Source organism: Lactobacillus sp. CBA3606, from assembly GCF_002970935.1.
Taxonomy (GTDB): Bacteria; Bacillota; Bacilli; order Lactobacillales; family Lactobacillaceae; genus Lactiplantibacillus.
In genome coordinates, this window is the sequence record NZ_CP027194.1 from 931571 (window position 1) to 954982 (window position 23412).

The 23412-nt window shown below is 43.9% G+C and carries 22 protein-coding genes; 3 read left to right on the forward strand and 19 right to left on the reverse strand.

Going from position 1 to position 23412, the window contains the following annotated elements; translation table 11 throughout:
• Positions 1 to 190 precede the first annotated feature (190 nt).
• The 7 genes from C5Z26_RS04705 to C5Z26_RS04735 all read right to left on the reverse strand — a co-directional run bounded on the left by C5Z26_RS04705 (position 191) and on the right by C5Z26_RS04735 (position 7664).
• Positions 191 to 1354, reverse strand: a complete 1164-nt coding sequence (locus tag C5Z26_RS04705; RefSeq protein WP_105448834.1) for a DUF998 domain-containing protein — start codon at positions 1352 to 1354, stop codon at positions 191 to 193.
• 120 nt (positions 1355 to 1474) lie between these two features.
• Positions 1475 to 2965: a hypothetical protein gene (locus C5Z26_RS04710; RefSeq protein ID WP_158682802.1), complete on the reverse strand. Its 1491-nt coding sequence runs from the start codon at positions 2963 to 2965 to the stop codon at positions 1475 to 1477.
• A gap of 171 nt (positions 2966 to 3136) precedes the next feature.
• Positions 3137 to 3691, reverse strand: a complete 555-nt coding sequence (locus C5Z26_RS04715; protein ID WP_105448836.1) for an ECF transporter S component — start codon at positions 3689 to 3691, stop codon at positions 3137 to 3139.
• Between the two features lie 39 nt (positions 3692 to 3730).
• Entirely contained in the window at positions 3731 to 4021 is a 291-nt protein-coding gene (locus C5Z26_RS04720; RefSeq protein ID WP_105448837.1) for a hypothetical protein, read from the reverse strand.
• A gap of 221 nt (positions 4022 to 4242) precedes the next feature.
• A complete protein-coding gene (locus tag C5Z26_RS04725) occupies positions 4243 to 5412 on the reverse strand; it encodes a hypothetical protein (protein WP_105448838.1) in 1170 nt (389 codons plus the stop codon).
• A gap of 214 nt (positions 5413 to 5626) precedes the next feature.
• Positions 5627 to 6796 (reverse strand): MFS transporter, encoded by a 1170-nt coding sequence (locus C5Z26_RS04730; RefSeq protein ID WP_105448839.1) that lies wholly within the window; start codon positions 6794 to 6796, stop codon positions 5627 to 5629.
• 94 nt (positions 6797 to 6890) lie between these two features.
• Positions 6891 to 7664 (reverse strand): NrtR DNA-binding winged helix domain-containing protein, encoded by a 774-nt coding sequence (locus C5Z26_RS04735; RefSeq protein ID WP_105448840.1) that lies wholly within the window; start codon positions 7662 to 7664, stop codon positions 6891 to 6893.
• A gap of 199 nt (positions 7665 to 7863) precedes the next feature.
• On the opposite strand from C5Z26_RS04735, the gene C5Z26_RS04740 reads away from it, so the two are divergent.
• Complete coding sequence (locus C5Z26_RS04740) at positions 7864 to 9120, forward strand: ISL3 family transposase (RefSeq protein ID WP_105448531.1); 1257 nt, start codon at positions 7864 to 7866, stop codon at positions 9118 to 9120.
• 100 nt (positions 9121 to 9220) lie between these two features.
• Here the strand turns inward: C5Z26_RS04740 and C5Z26_RS04745 are convergent, their stop codons facing one another.
• From C5Z26_RS04745 to C5Z26_RS04755, 3 genes are all read right to left on the reverse strand, one after another.
• Positions 9221 to 9385, reverse strand: coding sequence for a hypothetical protein (locus C5Z26_RS04745; RefSeq protein WP_105448841.1), 165 nt, complete (start codon positions 9383 to 9385; stop codon positions 9221 to 9223).
• Positions 9386 to 9860: 475 nt separating this feature from the next.
• On the reverse strand, positions 9861 to 10736 hold the full coding sequence (locus C5Z26_RS04750) for an alpha/beta hydrolase (protein ID WP_105448842.1): 876 nt from the start codon (positions 10734 to 10736) through the stop codon (positions 9861 to 9863).
• A gap of 8 nt (positions 10737 to 10744) precedes the next feature.
• Positions 10745 to 11647, reverse strand: coding sequence for a C40 family peptidase (locus C5Z26_RS04755; protein WP_105448843.1), 903 nt, complete (start codon positions 11645 to 11647; stop codon positions 10745 to 10747).
• 162 nt (positions 11648 to 11809) lie between these two features.
• On the opposite strand from C5Z26_RS04755, the gene C5Z26_RS04760 reads away from it, so the two are divergent.
• The gene (locus tag C5Z26_RS04760; protein ID WP_105448844.1) at positions 11810 to 12274 is read left to right on the forward strand and encodes an Lrp/AsnC family transcriptional regulator; all 465 of its coding nucleotides are present in this window, start codon (positions 11810 to 11812) and stop codon (positions 12272 to 12274) included.
• Between the two features lie 81 nt (positions 12275 to 12355).
• On the opposite strand, the gene C5Z26_RS04765 is transcribed toward C5Z26_RS04760, so the two are convergent.
• From C5Z26_RS04765 to C5Z26_RS04775, 3 genes are all read right to left on the reverse strand, one after another.
• On the reverse strand, positions 12356 to 12598 hold the full coding sequence (locus tag C5Z26_RS04765; RefSeq protein WP_105448845.1) for a hypothetical protein: 243 nt from the start codon (positions 12596 to 12598) through the stop codon (positions 12356 to 12358).
• Between the two features lie 172 nt (positions 12599 to 12770).
• Positions 12771 to 14324: an ABC-F family ATP-binding cassette domain-containing protein gene (locus C5Z26_RS04770; protein WP_105448846.1), complete on the reverse strand. Its 1554-nt coding sequence runs from the start codon at positions 14322 to 14324 to the stop codon at positions 12771 to 12773.
• 87 nt (positions 14325 to 14411) lie between these two features.
• Positions 14412 to 14999: a GNAT family N-acetyltransferase gene (locus C5Z26_RS04775; protein WP_105448847.1), complete on the reverse strand. Its 588-nt coding sequence runs from the start codon at positions 14997 to 14999 to the stop codon at positions 14412 to 14414.
• Between the two features lie 58 nt (positions 15000 to 15057).
• Here C5Z26_RS04775 and C5Z26_RS04780 point away from each other — a divergent pair, with 58 nt between their 5' ends.
• Positions 15058 to 15495 carry a VOC family protein gene (locus C5Z26_RS04780; RefSeq protein WP_105448848.1) on the forward strand — a complete coding sequence of 146 codons (438 nt, stop codon included), beginning with the start codon at positions 15058 to 15060 and terminating at the stop codon, positions 15493 to 15495.
• Positions 15496 to 15642: 147 nt separating this feature from the next.
• Here C5Z26_RS04780 and C5Z26_RS04785 read toward each other — a convergent pair whose 3' ends face one another.
• From C5Z26_RS04785 to C5Z26_RS04810, 6 genes are all read right to left on the reverse strand, one after another.
• Positions 15643 to 15921 (reverse strand): hypothetical protein, encoded by a 279-nt coding sequence (locus tag C5Z26_RS04785; RefSeq protein ID WP_105448849.1) that lies wholly within the window; start codon positions 15919 to 15921, stop codon positions 15643 to 15645.
• Between the two features lie 175 nt (positions 15922 to 16096).
• Complete coding sequence (nagE, locus tag C5Z26_RS04790) at positions 16097 to 18082, reverse strand: N-acetylglucosamine-specific PTS transporter subunit IIBC (RefSeq protein WP_105448850.1); 1986 nt, start codon at positions 18080 to 18082, stop codon at positions 16097 to 16099.
• 273 nt (positions 18083 to 18355) lie between these two features.
• Positions 18356 to 19309, reverse strand: a complete 954-nt coding sequence (locus C5Z26_RS04795; protein WP_105448851.1) for a ketopantoate reductase family protein — start codon at positions 19307 to 19309, stop codon at positions 18356 to 18358.
• A 432-nt stretch (positions 19310 to 19741) separates the two neighbouring features.
• A complete protein-coding gene (locus C5Z26_RS04800; protein WP_105448852.1) occupies positions 19742 to 20665 on the reverse strand; it encodes a DegV family protein in 924 nt (307 codons plus the stop codon).
• 167 nt (positions 20666 to 20832) lie between these two features.
• Complete coding sequence (locus C5Z26_RS04805; RefSeq protein WP_105448853.1) at positions 20833 to 22110, reverse strand: homoserine dehydrogenase; 1278 nt, start codon at positions 22108 to 22110, stop codon at positions 20833 to 20835.
• 19 nt (positions 22111 to 22129) lie between these two features.
• Positions 22130 to 23410: an O-acetylhomoserine aminocarboxypropyltransferase/cysteine synthase family protein gene (locus tag C5Z26_RS04810; protein ID WP_105448854.1), complete on the reverse strand. Its 1281-nt coding sequence runs from the start codon at positions 23408 to 23410 to the stop codon at positions 22130 to 22132.
• Positions 23411 to 23412: the final 2 nt, after the last annotated feature.

Genomic DNA, 23412 nt, shown 5'->3' on the forward strand with positions numbered 1-23412 from the left:
TAATGACGTTCATTAATCATTGCATGCTGGCAAGCTGGCTATGAAGTCATCTTAACGGATGGCTTTTTATTTTGGCTTTTGGTCGTTAACATTAGTGACACCAATACCCGCAACTACGGTAATAGTTGCGGGTATTTTGAGTGTTGCCTAGCTGAGTTGTGATTTTTACAGTCTAACCGTTTAACACGATTTATTTACCACGTGTAATCTTACTTTCAATCCCTAGGTCAACCAACGCTTCAATTCGATCTAGTAACATCAGTAACCACCCGAAGGCCATCACAAAAGCCACCATCTCAAAGACGGTCAACGAAAAATAGCCCACCACTTGAAATAAAATAGCCGCGACGACCAAAGCGATACCAACCCCATCCGATAAATACAAAAAGTCTTTGCTGATGTGTGGCAATAGCCACCGAATCCCAACAATTAACGCAATAATAAAATACACCAAAAAAATAGCAACTTGATCATGGAGGGCGTGATAAGCCACATTATTAGGGAAGACCCCTACTAAGCCTAAATCAACAGCCGTTAAAGTCAACAATACTCTTAAAACAAAGAGTTGCCGTGACTTTGGAAAGGTACGCCGTAAACTGACAAACAAATAATCAATTAAGGCTAACATTAATAACGCTGACAGTATCAAAGTCGCATTAAATTGCCACCCACTGGAAGCATCCGTCGTCCCCAAAAAGCTCAGGTTATGATGCCACCAATAACGTTGATCATTGACTGCCATTGAAATCACGACGCCACTAATAATTACTAAGGTTAATACCGTCGTTAAAATGGTTGCATCTACGATTAACGCAAAATAAATCATGGCAAAATTAATAAAAATACCAAACACAAATAGAATGATACTGGCCGTAAACCGATCAAAGGTCGCCCCTCTAAATAACAGGCCTAATAACCACATACTGCCCGTTAGCACCAGGCCTAAAATCAGCGCAAAGGATAGGACAATCACGGGAAAGTTTCGCCAATAAATATTTTTAGCAAAGTGATTATTCGGATTATTCCGGTCATGAATAAAAAAGATGGCAAAGAGTAACGTTCCCATAATAACGCCCACGACAATAATCGCCGTTGCCAGTGAATCATTCCCGGTTAGTCGAACGTAGTTGTGCTGTTGCCACCCACAAAACCAGTAATAACCGCAACTTGCGATCAAAGCTAGCATCAATGGCCATACCAAAACCCGCTTTTGAAAAATACTTAAACGGGATTCATCGAATTGAACAACTAACCGTCCCCGTTTAACGATTAACTTCGCTGTCGTTTTATTTTCCAGTTGTAAGCGTTCGCCAATATCAGCTGGAATAGTTAATTGAAAATCTTTAGCTTTCATTTATGCCTCCAAGATGAATGGTCTGCCTTTGATTATACCAAAGTTTATTGTTCGGATAATCATGAATTGCAACAAAAACCCCCGTAACCTTAATCGTTACGAGGGCTAATAGCAATAGCTTTATTTATCAGGGGTATCTTGTAAACTCCAATTAACCGTCCCATCATAAGCGCCAGCAACCACGCCTGGTTGAACGTCTAAAAAAATCCCTTTAGTCGCCGACCAGTCCGTCGTCGCATTCGTCGTATCGCTAGCGCGAGCACCGGAAGCAACTAACGTTGATTGATTGGTTATCACCTGATTATCAGCGGATCCATTTCGGTAAACCAAATTACCTTTTAACGTTGTATTTGCCGCAGTCAACGTTGACGCCGAGGCATATAGATACCAATTAGCCCCTTTAGCTCGGGTATCATTGATGGTGACTTGCCAGTTACTCGTTGGCTTAATTAAAGTTTCCTTCGTCGGCACCTCATTACTCCCAAAACTAACTTGGTCAGATACGGGACCTAAACTCAACGTCCCCGCAGACCGGGTAATCGTCAACTTTAAATCCGCTATTGCTTTATTATTGTTACTATCACTCGCTGACAAATTTAAGTCCGTACTGCCACCTGCCGCCAAGGCCATCAACTTAGCAGCCAGCCCGGTATCGGTTGACGTGATATTAATACCATCGCTAGTATTATCATCAACATATTTTGCCGTGATGCCCCCCTTAGTCGCTAACCACTGGCACACCTCGCTATCACTTTTTCCTGCCAACGATTCAATCTCATCATTGGTTAGTGCTAAGTCCTTGTTAGTTGCCTCTAAGTCAATCCGCCGCTGAACCGGCGCAGTTACCGTCCCAATATCACCAAAGTCGTTGCTTTCAGTGACCGTTACACTATTCTTCCCCAGTAATGCAGTGGAACCTACATTTAAGAAATAGCCATTACCAGTAACAACAAACGTTGGCGCATCACTAGCATCACTAGTAATCGTATCGCCTTCAACCGTTCCAGTTCCAACAATGCTAGTATCAGTTGAATACAAGACAGACGAAATTTGGGGGGTTAGCGTCGTCCCCGTAAATCTAGCAAACCCATAGTTTATTGTTTGACTAGTATCATTAGTTGGATGAAAGGTAAAGCCAACGTACAATGGCAAATCATGCTTTAAGTCTGATAAATCTACGGTGACGGTCTGGATTGTAGCTAGTGAAACAGTCGCTGCACCTTTACCATCAATTACTTTTTTAGGAGTCGCCACACTAGTCCCATCGCTCTTAAAAACATTAAAATAAACTGAACCGAACCCACCATCACTGGCATACTTCATCACGGCCGACCCCTTGAACTGAATTGAAAATTGAGTCGTCTTAGCATTAATTCGACCACTAGTCACATTATCTGCTTGGACGACACCTAAAGTTGGATAAGTGCTAATTTGATAATAATTAGACGTACTCCCATAACGATTGGCATTATCCAACACCTTATAATTGGCATTTTCTGTTAGCGTTGTTAAATTTGAAGTAGCCGCTTGACCGACTAGCATCATTTGCCATCCCATAAATAATGCTAATAAAAATAAACAAGTTTTTAATATCCTAAATTTTTGTCGCACTGTTACCCACTCCCAATATCATTCACTCGATCTCTTAGTCTGATGAGTCTATTCTACACTAAAAACGTTCATCCTGTTAACTATTATGACATTTAAACCAGATACATCAGGTTTGTCACGCTGACAAAAAAAGCACATGCCATGACTCACATGTGCTTACATTAGCTGGTCTTAATTAAAGCGCTGGCGATTAAACCCTAGTCTAACTAATAAACGATATAAAATTGGGACTAATATCACACACGCAACGGCATTAATCACCGCAGCTAATAAGCTACTAAAAGCGCCAATCACCGCTACTTTTAAAGTGGTGCCGGCCATCAGGGCCATGATCACGCCACTCCCCCATGACGTCACCACTTTAATCACCCCGGCCATCAAGGCAACCACGTATAGCTTAACGAGATGCTGTTCATCATACCCAACTGCCCGAAAAGTCAAGCTAACGACAGCGGCCAAAATCAGCGCCTCTAAGACTGTGATCCAAGCCGTTGCGGCATAACCATTCAATACGTCGAATAGGCCCAGGCCAATCGCCCCAGCAGCGGCGCCATAACCAAACCCCACCAACATCACTGCAATGACCGTTAAAATATTACCAAAATGAATAAAAGGCCGGCCAACGATTGCCGGTAATGGAATTCGAATCACACTAATCCCAATAAATATAATTGCCGCAAATAATCCAGTAAACACCAGTTTTCTTAATCGCTTAGTGCTATCCATAAAATCCCTCTTTCAATCTTTACTATGAAACATCTTGACTCAATAGGTCGGCACTAACCCGGTTAAAGTCTGTTCCGCAACCGCCAACAAATCATAAGCCGCCCGTGGCATTTGATACTGATGGCAAAATAAATAATACCCCAGCTCGACCGCAATTTGGTGGGCGACCGGCTGACTTGCGCCCGTTAGATTTAGACGCCGGCTCGCCCGCCTAACTAAGCGTTGTAAAACTTGATCCGTTTGAATTTCTAAATTCGCCGCTGCTAAAATTAACTGTATTTTAAGTCGGTCACCAGCTTGATATTTAAGTCGCACATTTGCCGTCGTCATCTACGCCACTCCAATCTTTTTATCGGCTTTATCATAGAATCTAAACGCTGCGTTCGCAACTTAAAACACCTCAAAAAAAGCTGATAGACCGGCTTTCTTCACCAGCAACAAAAAATATTATGTGTGCTTTTGAAACTAAATTATCGCACGGTCAACGGTTTTAGCCGCCAAATCCAATTAATTAGTTAATTAACGTAATCAAAGCCACGATTAAATTTATATTAATACGACCACGCCTCGCCAGCCTGCATCGCCCACATCGTGCGATGATACGCGCCGTCTTCTGCCGAATAATAGCCTGCAATCAATTGTCCCAGCTTAACTTTAGACTGCGGATATTCTTGATAAACCGGGACTAATCCATGCAGTTCAGTTGGCGTCTGGCTGGTAAAATGATACAGCCGAACATGATTTTGCTTATCTATTTGAGCTAAATAGAAGAACTCATTTTTTGTACCAGTCGCTTTCAGCACAATCGTTAATGGGTGATAGTTCTTAATCAAGTGATAGGTATACGTCACACTCGGATCATCTTCCATCCCGGCTGGCGACCCATGTGTTATCGCTAAATAGTACATCGAAATCAGGCCAACCTTTTCTTGCGTTGTCAAATAAGCCTCATGTTTGGGCGTCAAGGTTCGTACATATGCCGCATCCTGTTCGGCGCGATCAACGCCCGCTGATTGACTACTACTAGTGGCGGTCGTGGTGTCATTACTCGTCTGAGTCGCTGAACCTGACGACTGGCCTGACATCGTGGTCGTTGTCGCTCGTGAATCAGTCCTTGAAATCCCTATCGGACGACTGGCCAATAATTGGTCCACTTTGGTAACAACCCCATCAGCCGGTAAGATTGACAACGCACTGGCCAGGGTCGTCACCACCAACAAAACACTCACACCAATACCCAAGCCTAGCCGATGCCGTAACGTTTGTTGACCAAGTGGCGCCGGTGTCATCATCAAATTCACCGATTTGGTCGCTGTAGTTGGTGTCAAGACTTGCACTAACTGCTGTCGCAACCACCAATCAGCCACCCAAGCTAAACTAAATCCAACTAATAGCATTGCCCAACCAGCGGTGAACCAAGCTTGTTGACTATCAAAAAAAGTCATCCCATCAAGTAATTGTAGCCCAATTAGAACTAGACCAATAATCCCTATAGCCCTACCAAGCCGGTTCCAGCCACTTAATTGTCGATAGGCTGACAACTTTTGGCGCTCACGCTTAAAGAAGAAACGCCGACTATGTCGAATTTGAGTTGGCGTCATCGTTTTATGATAACCTAACTGGTAATCAATAAGTTGGCGACGATCCAATTGTAACCGAACAAAGTTATAGCCGCCACCCAGAACGGCTAGGCTAGCAATAATGATCAAACCAACTGTCATTAGTAAGCCTCACTTTCACATTTTAAATCTGTTTTATCATACCATTTAACGCATCCAAGTGTCTGTTTGATAGTGGTTCTCAAATGGCCCCCCCGCAGTTTATGCCACTTAACTCGAAAGCGGCAATCATTCTAAAATCAGAATGACCGCCGCTTTCACATTAATGCTCGCAACTTATTCGATTTTTGGTCCACTATCAACGGGGCTGATTTAATTAACGATCAGCATCACGTAAGCCTAATAGGACTACTAAAATACCGATTAATAAGGCGCCAACAAAAATAGCAAAAATGGCAGGAATCTTGAACCCGATAGCAATTAGAATCCCAATCAAATAAGGTCCAATGGTTGCGCCAATGCGACCAATTGACTGCGCAAATCCCATGCCCATCCCACGAATGCTGACTTCAAATTGACCCGGCGTGAATGCAATCATAATCCCCCAGGCACCTAATGTGAAGAACGACAACCAAGCACCACTGATTAAAAGCATCGTTTCTGAGGTCGCTACCCCAAAGGCAGCAGCGCTAAGCATGGTGCCGAACATGTAAATCGCTAAAACAAGCTTCCGTGGTAGCTTACCAATCAACCATGCGGCTAAATAATAGCCAGGTAATTGCGCTAGACTCATCAGAATCGTATAGCCAAAGCTATGCACGATTGAAAATCCGCGCAACACTAAGACACTTGGCAGCCATAAAAACAGCCCATAATAAACAAACATAATGACAAACCATAAAATACTCATGCAAATTGTCGTTTGCCGATATTCCGTTGACCAGATTCGTTTCAAAGCTGGGCCAAAACCTAACTTATGACTCGTGATTGGTTTCGGATCTGGTAAATGACGGCGCATTAATAGGGCATATACCCCCATTAAGGCTGTGATTAGGACCGTCAATCGCCAGCCAAACCGTGGCATGACTAAAAATGCTAAAATTGACGCTAAGATCCAACCAAAAGCCCAAAAACTATCAACCAAAACCAGCATTCGCGCTCGCTTAGTTCCGGTAAAATTATCCGCAATTACTGCCGCAGCTACTGGGAGTTCCCCACCCAAGCCGATGCCAGTAATTAACCGGACCACTAAAAACCAGCCAACATTTGGCGTTAATGTCAATAATAAATTTCCAATTGAAAATAATAACAAAGTTGCAATTAGTACTGGTTTACGCCCAATCTTATCGGCTAAATAACCACAGCCGAGCGCACCAATAATCATTCCTAATGAGGTTACCGCCCCCACGGCCCCCAATTGACCCGCTGACAACTGCCAGCTTTCCTTAATGACCGGCATAATAAATGATAATAAGGCCACATCCAATGCATCAAAAAGCCACGCAGTTCCGATTAGTAACAAGAGCCGATTGCCCTTTACTTCCATCGTTTCAATCCCCCATGATTGTCCTAAATAACAGCGCTGTTATATTTTAGGTCTTTTTTACCTTTAAGGTGTCATCAGATTACCATGCCAAAATTTAACTGTCAACCACCGTTTTCAAGCGATAGACTTTCGCTGGTCGCCCAGAACCTTGTTTTTGAGTTAGACCAATTTCATCAAATAGATGCACGTGAGTTTTGCGGAAATTGGAATTATCAATGGCGGTAACGGACTTTCGTTGGATAATCGCATACAATTCACGCGCTTGCTTCAATGTGAACTGGACACCCAAAACTAACAAAATGGTCGGCGCATAGGCTAACCGATTTCGAACTCGCGTCAAGGCTGTTCGTAAAATCAACGTATGATCTGCCGTCAATCCGGCCGCCGTCGCATACCGCATTGGATTAGCATAGTAAGCTGCCCGACTCACTGAATCAGGTAACCCTTTAAATACCAAATCCGCCGTGACTAAATCATCACGCTCACCCGCGGGAGTTACCGTAAACCATTGGACCGCTTTAGCCCCATAGCCTGGTATTAAAGTTGGCTTAACGGGTAAATAAACCATATAGGTCAACGCTAATTCACGTTCCCCACTGGCTCGATGCACGTTCGTAAACGTTGCTAGTTGTTCGGTATGCAAGCTGGGCAACGTAACACCTAATTTTTCGCGTACTAAGCGCAACGCCGCCGCATCCGCACTCTCATCCGCCCGCAAATAAGTCGTCGGTAACCCCCACGTTCCCTTAAACGGTGCCGTTGACCGCTGCAATAATAGCACGAGTAACTGTTGCGTTACCGGATCAAAGCTCCAAATAACATTGGTAATACTAATTAAAGGTCGATTGACCACTTTTGAGACATTCATCGTAATTTCACTCCCGCAAAAAGGGGTTCTAAAATATCTGTTGTTGGTAATTAAGTGAAAACTTGATTACTGGCAGCGGATATTTTTGTATGTATTTTATTTGTAGTATATTAAAAAAGTGCAGAAAAAGAGATATAGTCGGCAGACTTATATATCTATCCACTACCACATTTCAAGAGAAAGAAGCGACTATACCCCTATGAATAAGGATACTAAATTTTTATTGGGAATTAAAGACCAAAACATCAAAAAAGTAACTATTATCAATAACATTCAAGAAAAAGGACCAATCGAGGTTCAAGCAGTTTTGGACTATCGTCCAAAAGCGTGTCCAAAGTGCGGCGTGCTCAACAGAAAAAGTATCATTCGTTATGGCTGGCGGCAAGTAAAAGTTAAGCTACTTAGGAGCAGTGAGCGAGACGTTTTACTGCATCTAAAGAAACGGAACTTTAAGTGTAAAGTGTGCAACAGCTATTTTTTAGCAGCAACTACGCTAACGCAACGGAATCATACAATCTCTAATAATGTTCGCATCGCTTGCTTAGAGAAGCTAAGTGAACCGGTGACCATGACACACATTGCTCACGAATTGAATATTTCAAGTAGTACAGTTGTCTCAATGTTAAAGACCTACGAACGTGATTTGTTGACCCATTATGATTGGTTGCCAAGTGTCATTTGCATGGATGAAATCAAGTCAACCAAAGATGCCAACGGTTCGATGAGTTTCGTCTTTATGGATGGAGAAACTCATCAATTTATAGATATCTTAGAATCGAGAACACTTGCTAGTCTTGAAAAATACTTTAACCGTTATACGAAAGCAGCCCGAATGGGTGTCAAAGTTATTGTAACGGATATGAATTATACGTACCCTGAGCTAGTGTCAGTATTTCCAGAGGCCATAATCGTTACTGACCGGTTTCACATCGTGAAATCGGCGGTGGTAGGCTTTAATCAAACTCGTATTCGCGTCATGAAACAATTTGCTAAATCAAATATTAAATATAAAGCACTAAAGAGATATTGGAAACTACTCTTAAAACCTAACGAGAAACTTGATATCAAGAACTATAGGCACTATTCCTTTATTGCCGGACGCCATACCCAAAATCAAATTGTTGAAGAGATGCTGGAATTTGATCCAGATTTAAAACGAGCCTATGACGCCTTGCATACACTCAGAAGCGCCGTCAAATATCGAGATTTACCCCGTTTAAGACAGGTTCTGGCTGCTAGTAATCAATTTCCAGAGGAAATGGAGAAACATTTTTTGAAACTACGAGATAGCCAAGAGTCGATTGAGAACGCACTTAGATATCAATATTCAAATGGTCCTTTGGAAGGGACAAATAACAAAATCAAAGTTTTAAAACATACCGCCTATGGTTTTGGAAATTTCAATAATTTCAGATTGCGTATACATTTAATGTTCGCATTAAAAAAAGGTGCTTAGCCGTTGCGCGGCTAAGCACCAATAAAAAGATTACCAACAACAGTTGACAGAGAACCCAAAAAGGCCACGACAATTTGCGTCGTGGCCTACCATTAATAGCTTAATTAAATTGTTGTAAAGCTTCCACTGTCCAGCCGTTGATTGCTGATTTTTCAATGATGGCTTTTTTAATTTCCCAGACATCCGCTTTAATATAACGTTGTCTAGCGGTCATGAGTGGAATGTCTTGATAAACCACTTGGCCTTTATTAATTGTTACACGCACTTTATTACGTCCTTTCCTAATGCTCAGGAAATTTTGTAAATAATTCTGGGTACTGATACTAGGGCATCGTACTTCATACTAAAATTACTTTAATCAAAATCTGAGATTCTTCAGTTACGTTTGGTTACTCCACATGTCCCAAACTAAGTATCAACCATACCATACCCAACAGTTTTTAGCTAATGCTTTGACTTTAAGTTAGGTTATTTTTAAACTTTCTACCTAAACCGAGCGCGTTTCGATTGTTTCATTAACGAAAGCGCTTTACACTATAGTTAACGATTTGCGAGGAGGCTTTAACATGCGCTTTTATCACTATTTAGTCTATGGCGGCATTACCGCAGTTTATCTGGTGGCATTATATGCCTTATATCAAATGCTACACTTAGCTTATTTTTTGTTTTTAGCTTAATTAATCGGTGTGCAAAAAAGATGAGCCTGGGGATACCCAAGCTCATCTTTAGTCGCTAATTCTTTAGCGATGCCATAGATACCGATTCACGGTCAATGCGACCTTAGCATTTTCATGCAACTGCATATGTTGCGCCTTTTTACCATGGAAGTCGGCTTCCGTGTAATGCACGTCACGCCCTCGTAACAGATACTTGATTGACCGTGCCGAAACATTGGTCACTAAGCTGTCAGAGTTCGTACCATCATCTAAATTACCGACCACATTTAACAACTGGACCCCACGTGGAAAGTGCGTTCGTTTAGCCGCTAACAAGTCATAGGCCGCATGCAAATATTTAGGGGCACCAGATGACAAAAACGTATTTTGATTAGCGACATCGTCTTCACCCACGACCCCATCAAAGGGGCCTGCAATGGTGACTAACTTTTTCAGCTTCGGAAAACCGTTGGCTTGCGTCGTCATTGCCATATTAACACTTGCCACACACCCCGCAGAATGCGCCACAATATTATACGTTTTAAACGCATGCTGCGCTTGCACAGTGGTAATGACTTTTGCCAACCACGCACTTTGCTGGTCATATTGCGCTAAATTATTCTTAAAAACGACTTGAATAATTGGGTTGCGTGCTTGCGCTGACCAGTGCCCCGTTAACGTCACTGTCCCCGTGGTACTAACCGTGGCAACGAGCACCTTATTGGCATGGGCCGTTTTTTCGGCATGTTTAATCAACGTATTAGTTGACTTAGCACTGCCTTGAAACCCGTGCACATACAACGTGGGCCGCGTACTTTTAAGATAAGGGGACTGCTTCTTTTTGCTCACATGACTAGCAGTCGGTGCCGTTGAAGTTGCCGCTTTAGTACAACCGCTTAACCCAACAACCAGCACTAGCGCTAAGACAAGCCATTTAAGGAACTTTAATTTTCGTAACATCATCCGCCTCATTCATTTTCCCAATTACGTTTGATCTGTACCAATTCATCCTGCAAGTAAGTAGCCGCAAGTTGTAAATAAGTCACATGTTTACCAGGAGTCGGCGCATGTAATAACCAGCCATCGCCAGCGTATAAAGCCACATGATGCAAGCGACCGTGCCCATGATCATGGGCAAAGAAACATAAATCGCCAGGCTGAGCTGTGGCCAAAGTAACTGCGGTGCCACTTAACACTTGCTCACTCACATCTCGGGCTAAATTAACGCCGATGCACCGATGCAAGGCCCAAGCAAAGCCGGAACAATCAAAGCCATCTGCACTGACTCCGCCCCATAGATAACGATCATCTAAAAAGCGTTGCCCTAACTTAACCATGATGGCCCCTGGCGTTAATCCCGCCGTTGCAAAATCAAATTGGGTCGCACGTTTCGCTAGCCGACCGGGACCCAATGGCGTTTGGACCACATCATAGTGTCCATCTTGACTAGTGATCACTGGTAATTGCGTTCCCAATCTTAATTGCCGCAAGGTTGTGCCGTCCGCCCGCAATAACGGCGTGGTCGCCCGCCGCACAGTGACCAAGGGCCCGGTTTGGATGGGAAGTTCAACTAACGATAATTGTGCCGCCCAAATCCAACCAGGATAACCTTGCGGATGCCGCTCATCAGCTTGACTCACCACGTAGCCATACGCCCAGCCGTCCACCAACCGTTCAACTAAAATCAAGTCATTAAACAGGGCCTGTGTGACTAAAATATTATCCCGCTCTAACCGCAGTGTATCGGCATCTGACAGCTGCATTAGCCAAGGTTGTAGCCCTTGATTAGCCAAGGCCGCCAAGTCAATTGAGGCCACTTTGGGCTGTCGCCAAACGATTGCGACCGCTGCTTGTACTCGTGCTGTTTGCATCTAACCACCCCACTTGTTATGTTAAAATCTATCATACCAGTTTTAGTGGCTAATATTAAATAATCACTAATAACGTTAATTTCAACCGATTTGAATGACAAAATTAAAACCTGCTGTGAAAGTATGCTATGATACTATTAAAGACTCAGGGAGGCGTTGTATATGGATAAAACCGATTTAAAAATTTTGAACGCCTTACAATTAGACGCACGGATTTCACTCAAATCCTTAGCAGACCAATGCTTCATCTCATCACCAGCAATCTCTGCGCGCATTGCTCGGCTTAAAAAAAGTGGTATTATTCGCGATTATCAAGCTAACTTGAACTACGAAAAGTTAAACTATCGCATTAAGGCTTATATTCAATTACAATTAGAACCAACGCAAAAAGAACGGTTCTATCCGTTCGTCGCTAGTGTCCCCAATATTCTCGAATGTGATTGTGTCACCGGTGAATATTCTCAAATTTTAAAGGTCGTCTTTGAATCGACCCAGGCCTTAGATGAATTTGTCAATAAAATTCAAACTTTCGGCAAAACGAGTACCCAAATTGTCTTCTCAACTAGTGTGACTAATCGGGGGTTAACCTTACCGGATGACCACGACCTTAGTCAAATCATTGAATAAGTGACCACTACTAACAAAGAACAGTCGCCGCAAGTTATGACCACTTGCGGCGACTGTTCTTTGATTACCTCTAAAATAACCTCATTCTGCAAATTGATGCATGATACAAATAACCACTGCTCCCAGTAGCCACAACCCCAATAGTGGCAACCAAATAGCTGGGCCCAACCGATACCAGCCAATGACTCCCATGAAAAGAATCTCAACCGTGTGGACCACCATCAAAAATTCAAAATAAGGCCGATAATACCATTGCACGACCATCCCCAATAAAAACATGACTAGCATGCCACTGTAAAACAACCCCTGCCCCTGTGTTAACATCCTAACTCCTTACAAAAATTAATTTAAGCCCCATTGACACCTTTTATTTTTACGGATTATAGCTTCCATAACTATCAATTTTTAGTAATTTTTTTGTATGTTTTGTGTAAATAATTAGCGCAACCTAAAAAAGGGCTGTGAACATTGCCGTTCACGGTCCTTTAATAACTGACTAAGCTTGCCGATCTTTCAAACTCAGCTTTTCAACGTTTAATTCTTTATCGACCCAGTCATCCACAAAACTACTTTCATGACTAACCAGAATTAAGTTACCCGCAAAGGCTTGTAACGCGCGTTTCAAACCAGCCTTGGTTTCATCGTCCAGATGATTAGTTGGTTCATCCATAATTAAGAAATTACATGGGATAAGTTCCAATAATGCCAACTTAACCTTAGTCTGTTCCCCACCACTCAATAAATGCATTGGTTTCATGGCATTCGCAGCATTAATTCCACACTTGGCAAGCTTCGTGCGAATTGTTTTTGGTAGCATTGTTGGATAATCATTTTGAATCGTCTGTAACGGCGTCCATTCTGGATGATCCCACTCTAAGTCTTGATTAAAATAATTGATCTTAGCTGAAGGTGAAAAGTCGGACTTACCGCCGAGCGCAGGAATGACCCCTAAGATGGATTTAATCAAAGTTGACTTACCAACCCCATTAAACCCTTTAAAGGCTAATTTCTCCCCATTAGTCATGGTAAACGTGACGGGTGCTAGTAACGGTTTCCCATAACCAACGGATAGCTTCATCACACTTAGCGCATTTTGTGAACCCGTATCTAAGTACGGGAATGAGAATTTTGCATGCGCATTTTCACTCGGTGGATCAACGCGATCCAAATGCGACAGCATCTTCTCTCGTGATTTGGCCATCGTTGATTTCGACCCGGCCTTATTCTTACGAATGAACTTTTCAGCCTTATCAATCACCACTTGTTGCTTTTCAAAGGCCTTTAATTGGGCTTGCTTCCGTGCTTCTTTTTGCCGCATCGCTGACTTAAAATCGCCCCGATACTTGATGATTTTGCCAAACGCCACATCACAGATACAGTTCGTGACCCGCTGTAAAAAGTCATAATCATGTGAGATAACCATAACGGCCCCCGCAAAGCTATTCAGGTAATCCTCCAGCCACGTGATATGTGCGGTATCCAGATAATTAGTCGGTTCATCTAAAATAATGACATCTGGATTTTCCAACAATAATTTTGCCAAAATAATCTTGGACCGTTGACCACCAGACATCTCACTGATGACGTGGTCGCGACCAATCTCATCTAAGCCTAACCCAGTAATCACCCGTTCCATTTCGGTTTCAATATCATAAAAATTATTAGCTTCCAAAGTTTCTTGAATCCGACCGGCCCGTTCTAGGAGGACGTCATCCATATTTTCAGCATAATCGGTGTAATATTGTTGCATTTTTGCGTCTAAGTCAAATAACCACTGAAAAGCGGTCTTTAAAAAGGCATATAGCGTCATCCCCGCAGGAATATCCGCATACTGGTCCAAATAGCCCGTCCGAATATGACGTTGCCATTTAATCTCACCTTCTAAGGGCAGAATTTGACCCGTTAAAATCTTAATTAAGGTACTTTTACCCGCCCCATTTTGACCGACAATTCCCATATGATCGGCCCGTTCTAAGGTAAAGCTAGCGCCCTCGTATAGTTTACGATCAGCGAAACTTTGCGACAAATCGGTTACTTCTAATAAAGCCATTTTATTTTCATCCTACACTTTCATTTATTGCCCCTGCAAAACAGGCCCCGTTAGCTAACGAGGCCTGCCAATCAAGGATTAGCGGCGCTATGCCATGACTAAATCCTTATTTAACTCATACTGCATATGAAAATACATATGATCACCAATTGGCTTAATCCCGACAGTTTCATAATCATGACGATCATAAAGCTTCTTGGCACCAGGGTTAGCCATATCAACATTCAAGCCAATCCGTTGCTGGCCGGCTTGCCGCGCATACTTGGGTAAGGCCGCTAACAAACGCCCCCCAATGCCATGCCCTTGATAATTGGGATCAACTGCAATTGAGTCCAAGTACCATTCATGTTCATAACTTTCAGTTTCAGCTTCGAATGCGAAACCAAACGCATCGTTAGCCGCCGTGACCTGTGCAAGCACGTCATCGACGGCATCTTCATTCTTGTCGGGGTAACCAAACGCCACCCCAACCACTTGACCATCGGCCTCGGCCACTACCGTCGTCGCTTTCTCAGACAAATACGCAGGTGTCTGATACGCGGCAGTAATGGCCTGCTCTAAGTCAGGTTCAGGAATGTCGTCTAGTTCCTCAAGTTGCATTTCATCAAAGATCATATTAATTAGCGGTGCTATCTGGCCCGCGTCATCTTGATCAGCTGGTCGAATCGTTATCACAAATAGTCCTCCTTCTTAGTAGTTATTACCTTACTATGAATTGTTAAGGTTGTCAAAAATGAGGGCATCCCGTGGTATACTAGGAAGCGAATTCATTTTGAAAGGATTTGAGCCTGTGAATATTCGTGACATTGATCATCTCGTTTTAACCGTCACCGACCTCTCCCGGTCACTCCGCTTTTACCATGAAGTTTTCGACTTACCCATCGTCACTTTTGATGGTGACCGCCAAGCGGTATTAGTTGGCAAACAAAAGATCAACTTCCAAACCGTTGACGCCCCCCATGAACCCTTGGCGGGCACCCCAACCCCTGGTAGTGCCGATCTTTGTTTGATTGCCCGTGATAAAATCGCTGATATCGAACACCATTTAAATAGTTATTTCGTCCCAATTGTCGCCGGTCCCGTTGAACGAACCGGTGCTCACGGGCAATTAACGTCATTATATGTTCGTGATCCTGATAATAACTTGATTGAAATCAGTAACTATCATTAACAATCCGGTAAAAAGCTGTCACTAGTCATCAAAAATTGATGACTAATGACAGCTTTTTTGCGCTAACGCCAAACTTTAATTTTAAAAACCACTTAAGTTGATACGCTCATCAACCTAAGTGGCCCTGTCAAGGTCGACCTACTCGGCCTAGCTATTTTCACGTAAAATCACGCTAGCTTGATTATTCGCAGTGTCGACACTCGTGTCGGCCTTTTGATTAATCGCCGTCGTCTGTTTTAGAATTTGCTGATTATCTAACCGTTGGGCCGTGGTGCAAACTGGTGCTGGCTTGTTAGCGGCCACCGCAACTGCTTGGTCCATTGTCCGACTACCAAAATTCTGACCTTCAAAGCCAGTGACTAGTAACGTCCCTAACCCCATGATCGCCGTCAATGCCAATACTGCAGAACCAACTCGTTTGAACATCTTGAACTCCCCCTTTGACTCCTCCAGCATATCAGCCCCTAATAATTTAGCAACTTAAGCGACACGTGATGCCAGTCACACGGCGCACAAAAAGATCGCCTAACGCAGCTGATTTAGCGTTAGACGACCTTAAACTAGGTTGACCCAGCTTATTTTTTAACCCACTTAAACAACCCTATTCGGCAGCGCCGATGATATCACCAGCCACGACCGTCTTCGTCGTATTTAAGGTTAACTTGGTGACTTGAGCCATATTCGTGATAACGACCATCATCGTCGTCGCTTTACCAGCGGCTTTGATTGCGGCCAAATCAACTGTTGCCACTGCGGTGCCAGCTGCAATCTGATCACCAGCTGCCACATGCAAGTCGAATGGCGTCCCATTCATTTCAACGGTATTAATCCCCATGTGTAGCAAAATTTCTAACCCTGAGGCCGTTTTGAGCCCTAACGCGTGTTTCGTTGGAAAGATACTGGTCACTTCGCCACTAACTGGTGAAACGACTTCATTCGTCGTGGGTTCCACTGCATAGCCATCCCCCAATAACTTTTGTGCGAAGGTCGTATCTGAAACCGCACTGATTGGCATTAAGGCACCAGTTGCTGGCGCTTGCAATACCGTCGTGACTGGTCCACTGGGCGTATCAGTCGTTGTCGTTGCGGCGACCGCCGTGGTGGCATCCGTGGTCTGCGTTGGCGTGGCACTCACTTTACCATCGAACAAATCCTGTAACGCTTCGGCAACGAACTGTACTTCTGTCCCAATCACGATATGAATATTGTGAACATCCAACACGTTTAAGCCTGGTACGCCAGCGGCTTTAACTGCTGGTTGATCCACTTTACCGGTATCATTTAACTGTAACCGTAAACGAGTCGTGCAATTATTAATCACACTAATATTGTCACGCCCACCGATTGCGGCATAAATTTGTTTTGCTTGTTTCATGAATTTATCATCATTTGGATCACTATCGACAACCGCCGTAGTGGTATCTGCTGCAACCACGGGTTCGCGCCCGGGAGTCTTTAAATCAAATTTTTGAATTGCAAAATTGAACCCAAAATAATAAATGGCTGCCATCACAGCTCCTTGGACTAATAACATGTACGGTTGATTAGCCAGTGGCATCCGAAAACTCAATAAGTAATCGACTAAGCCACCACTAAATGAAAAACTAGCGGTCCAATGCATTAACGCCGCAAAACCCAAGGATAGTCCCATAAAAATAGCATGCAACACGTATAATGGCCAAGCCACAAACATAAATGAGAATTCTAATGGTTCTGTTACCCCAGTAAAGAAGGAAGCAAATGCCCCGGCCAACATTAACGACCCGGTCTCTTTTTTACGTTCTGGTAACGCATTACGATAAATCGCATATGCCCCAGCTGGTAATCCAAACATCATTACTGGGAAAAAACCCGCTTCATACATCCCGGTAACGCCTTTAACCCCTTTGCTCGCCCAGAAATTACCAATATCGTTAATGCCGGCCACATTAAACCAAAATACCGAATTCAACGCATGATGCAATCCAGTTGGAATCAATAGTCGGTTGAAGAATCCATACAATGCGGCCCCGACAAAGCCTAACTTAGAGATACTCGTGGCAAATAAAACCATGGCATCATAAACGGCTGGCCAAACAAAGTACATCCCAGCCGTGAAGAATAGCATGACAAACGCCGCCGCAATTGGCACTAAACGTTTCCCACTAAAGAAAGATAACGCCATCGGTAACTTGACTTCATGTAACCGATTATAGAGCGCCGCCGCAATCAAGCCGGCACAAATCCCAATCAACACATTCTGGTTTACAAAACTAAATGCCGAACGCACGGCCCCGACTTTGATGCCTAATAAATTCGCTAGACCAATCGTACCGCCTGGTTGTAACATCGTGGTTGGCACTAAGTAAGCGACCACCCCGGCGATTGCCGCAGAGCCATCTTTATTTTTAGACATGCCGACTGCCAAACCAACGGCAAATAATAGTGCTAAATTATTTAAAACAACGTCGCCACCACTAATCATGAATCGTGATAATAGCCACGACTTCGGTAAATAGTTACCGAGCCCCACTAAGATTGCGGCCGCCGGTAATGTGGCGATCGGCAACATTAGTGATTGCCCCATCCTTTGAAAATATGTCTTCATACCAATTTCTCCCTGTCATCTTTTTTAACACGTTGTAAATACTATCACAGCATGTCATAAGATAACAGTTGAGTGTCACAACTTATGTATAGACCAATTCCGAAGATAGCGGTTCCAACCTTATAAAATTAAGTTTTGATTGGTTTGAAAAAAGTTATGAAATATTTCGTCCTATTTTCATAAAGTTTCTTCAAATTCATCAGTTTACGTTTACAAATAGTATCATAACTAACCCAAAAAAAGATCTGAATAATTTCAGATCTAACTACCGCATTAAACGGTTTTATATTGACGCATCATTTCGGCCAAGTGAACTTCGTGGGTCACAAACTCATGCACCCGACAAACATAATCATGTTCCCGACCTAATTTTGCAATATAACCGTTAATATAATCGACTTCGGTTGGCCGGCCGTTGGCAAAATCTTGATACATGGAAGGATAATGATATTTATAAGCTCGACTAACCGTCGCCACGGAATCGACGGATGCTTGCCGGGTCTCAATTAGCTTGATACCCGCGCGTTCACAGGCATCGTATGCTTCATTAAATAGTTGGGTTGCCATATCCTTGACACCCGGATATTCAATAAACTGACCCATTTGTAGTTCGAACATCGTACACAGGCTATTTGTCACGGCGTTAAAGACCACTTTTGAAAGACACATCCCCATAAAATTGTCCGACCAGATTGGGTTCAAGTCAGCTGCTTTGAAATCAGCCATCACCGCTTTGGTCGTCGCATCAATTGGCCCTGCATACTTACTCATATGCATCGCTTCACTCCCGACAGCCCCCATAAAATCAACATCGCCAGGGCCATGTAAGACTGTCGCAATCATCGCCGTGCCGCCGATAATGTGATCAGCCGCAAAGTACTGCGCAATTTTTTCAAAATGCCCCATCCCATTCATCGCTGAAAAAACATACTGATCATCATGAAACAGCGGTGCATCGCGTTTGAGTTCAGCCGCTAGTTGCATCTGCTTTTTGAAGATAATCCAAACATCCGGATGCCCCTGATAATCTTCAGGATAATAGATATTGATGGGCACGAGCCGTTGATTTTCATGATCACGCGCAACTTGTACGCCCCCCTGTGCACGAACTTTTTCAACGTTAGGCTGCCAAGTCTCAATAAAATCAACTTGCACGTTTGCATTTTGTTGTAACATAATCCCGTACCGATATCCCATGGCGCCAGCGCCAATAATGCCATACTTCATAAGCGAAAACTTCCTTTCAACGATGGTTATGTGTCCGACGGTTGGTTCTAAAACGATGTACCTGTTCTATGAATTGGGCCAAAAATGGGGCTTATATGTTGCTTGATAAAAAAATGGCCTCTGGATTTGCATCCAAAGGCCGTTTACACGGGTGACCACCTTAATTTAAGAAACGTTCACACGTTCCAGCTCAGTGCGTTAACTCACAGTCAACGCTAGCACGTTACCGGGTGCCACCCTGCAGACCTCGTAAAATCTGCGCCAAGGTTGAACTTTAATTAAATTGCCATGGCACCTTCACAGCGACCGGTGCTCTCTCAGCATGTCAATTTAACGACTTCTTCTAACCAAATTAGCTTTTCATCAAGTTTTAATGTTCTAATCTTAATATTATTAATTAAGATTGTCAACCCTAATTGAAATCTAATTTAATTATTTTTCAGACTCCGGAACTTGTTCAACTGCTGGTAGTGGTGCTGGCAAGTTCGCCAACAATGGTTGCCAATCTAATGACCAAATCATTCCCAAAGCATGTTCACCCGTTAAGACCCCCATCAGCGGCCCAATTTCACCGGTTTTAACTCGCACGGCGGGGAACTGATAACGCAATTCGCTCGCCCAATCCTCAACAATATCCGTATCATTGGCACTAATAATATCCAACCGGACCGGTAATTGGGTTTTAATGACAAAGCGGTCGAATTCCTCTTGCACCGCCTGTTGGGCATTTTTCAGGGTTCGTTCTTTACCCAATAATTGGATTTTACCATGATCATTAAACGTGATAATAGGCTTATTGCGTAAGACCATTGTGCCTGCCAAACTACTATTATTGTATATCCGCCCATTCTTCACCAAATGCCGCATACTATTCACAATAAAGACCGTTTTAGTCATCGTTCGTAATTGGGTTAATTGGGTTAAGATTTCCGTCATACCATAGCCCGCTAAAGCCATGGCCGCCGCCAACTTAACCATGTTGCCAGTGCCAGCACAGGCCGTCCGTGAATCAAAAACACTAACTTGCATCCCTTTAACTGAGGGCGCATATGTTTTGAGATTATTCACATAGCCACTGATACCGCTGCTCAACCCAATCACCAAGACTTGGTCATAACCAGCGGCTTTTAACGTATCAAAAACCACTTGCATTTCAGACATCGAAATCTGTGAAATTGTCGGAATATCTTTTTCAACTTTTAATAAGCGATAAAATTGATCCGCATTAATATCGACATTTTCATGATAGACATGGTTGCCAAACATAATCGGATCATTCACCACCGTGATTTTATACTCGGCGGCCGTCTGGGCACTCAAATTAGCCGAACTATCGGTTACTACCGCAATTTTCATATTGTTCACTCCAATTCAGAGTGTGAATCAAGGCCAGCTAGCATTAAGTGCACTGACTGGCAAGCTTGACGAACACGTTTCAAAACCCGGCTGCTTCAGGTTTTCCTTTATCAGTGCCGTAAAAAAAAGACACTTACATACAGTATACTGTACCCAAGCGTCCTTTTTCAAATGTTTACGGATGGCCTCACCGGTTGGGCCGTGGGCGTGCTTGCCCAGTTCGTGGAAAAAGCAATTGGGACTGTCGTGACCGGCCCCGCCCCCTGTCGAACCAGTTGCCACACGATGGCCGCTAACTGATTTGGCGTTAGAACCATGGTCTGGTAACAATTAGCAGTTCGTTGCTGAATATCAGCAGTTACTGGTCGTCCAATTGCCACGGTGGTAAATACCAAGTAGGCTTGTGGGACCGTTCGTAAATTTGTCACTGATAACGTTGCCTGATTGGCATTAAACGTTCGGCCTCTGGTATGCTGAATCAAATGATTGGCAGCAACCAACAAATCATTTAGGATACTGTTCGCGGTTGCAGCACCTCCAGCTCCCGGTCCGGTATATAACGTCGCTCCTAGGGCTTTGCTAGTAATGGCAATGCCATTTTGAACACCGGCAACTTGACTTATCGGCACCGTCTGCGGAACTGCTACCGGCGCCACCCGACAATAAATTCGACCTTGGTGTTGTTGCGCCTGCGCCAATAATTTGAGTTGCCAACCGGCACGAACTGCCTGCTGGCACTGTGCCGCCGTTAAGGTGTTAATCCCGACCGGTTGAATTTGGTCAACGGTCAGTGCTTGTCCAAAAGCGAATTGACTCAAAATCATTAATTTGTACGTGGTATCAAGTCCAAGGACATCATTAGTCGAATCGGCCTCGGCATACCCCGCAGTTTGAGCGGCGGCTAATGCCTGCGCATAGGGCTGTCCCGCGGTCATCGCACTTAAGATATAATTAGCCGTTCCATTAACAATCCCCACAACCTGTTGAATCTCATCCGTCGCATAACTATCTGCTAAGGTCCTTAAAATCGGGATTCCACCAGCAACACTGGCTTCGTAAAATAGATCCACCTGATAATACCGTGCTAATGCGACTAACTCGGTGCCAGCAAGAGCCATTAGATCCTTATTGGCTGTCACCACCGACTTACCATGTTGAAACGCCGAAATAATAGCCGCTTTAGCAGTGGCAATCGTCCCCATCACCTCAATCACAATTTGAATCGCTGGCGCGGTCACAACTGCCTGCAACGTAGTAGTTAACCGCGTCCCCACCGGCAAAGTTAGCGGGCGTGCCGGCTTAAAATGATGCACTGCCACCATTGCTAAGTGAAAATGAACCCCCTGTTGTTGTTCAATCCGCGTCATTGCTTGCGTCAAACGGGTAACTACCCCGCTGCCAACGGTTCCGAGCCCTAACAGGCCAACTTCAATGGTTGTTGCCATTTGCACCACTCCAATCGTCTTAAACTTGGGCTAACGCTTGATCTAAATCGGCAATTAAATCGGCGACATTTTCAATGCCCACGGACAGCCGAATTAAGTCCGGCGTCACCCCGGCAGCCAATAATTCATCATGTGATAACTGGGCATGCGTCGTGGAAGCTGGATGAATGATTAACGATTTCGCATCTGCCACATTTGCCAATAATGAGAACAACTTCAAGTGTTCGATCAAGGCTTTACCAGCAGTCTCGCCACCCGTAAGGCCAATGGTAAAGATTGACCCCACCCCATTAGGAAAATACTTAGTCGCCAGCGCATGATACGGGCTATCCGGCAATTCTGGATAATTAATCCAAGCAACTTTGGGATGTTTATTTAAGAATGCCACGATTTTACGGGTATTGGCAACGTGCCGTTCCACTCGCAATGACAATGATTCTAGTCCTTGCAACAGTATGAATGAATTGAACGGACTAATTGCTGCTCCAGTATCTCGCAGCGCCTCCGCCCGTACTTTTGTCGTAAAGGCACTATCACCTAAATCCGCAAAAACCAAGCCATTGTACTGCGGACTGGGGGTCGTAAATCCTGGATATTTACCGCTAGCTTGCCAATCAAAAGTGCCACCTTCCACGATGACCCCGCCCATGGTCGTCCCGTGACCACCGATGAATTTGGTGGCCGAATGAATGACAATATCTGCCCCATGTTCCAACGGTCGCACTAGGTAGGGCGTCCCAAACGTATTATCCACAATTAAAATAATGTGATGCCGATGCGCAATCGCGCCAAGGGCTTCAAAGTCAACCAAATTAATACCTGGATTCCCAATACTTTCTACATATAAGGCTTTAGTGTGCGCATTAATTTGGGCTTCAAAATTTTCAGGGTCATCAGGATCAACAAAGTGCGTCGTAATCCCTAACTTTTTCAAAGTCACGCTTAATAAGTCGTAGGTCCCACCGTAAAGTGTCTTCGCCGCAACAATTTCATCACCTTGTTCAGCAATCGTGAGGATAGCAGCCGTAATGGCAGCGGCCCCCGTTGCCAAGGTAACGCCAGCTGTTCCATGTTCCAATGCGGCCACCCGCTTATCCACGACTGCAGTTGTTGGATTCGTCAACCGGGTATAGATATTCCCGGCATCCGTCAACGCAAATCGACCGGCAGCTTGCTTCGCATCTTTAAATACATACGATGTTGTTTGATAGATTGGTACCGCTCGTGCGCCCATTTCATCAACCGTCTGACCAGCATGAACTTGTAAAGTTTCAAAGTGTAAATTATTTTTCGTCGTCATTT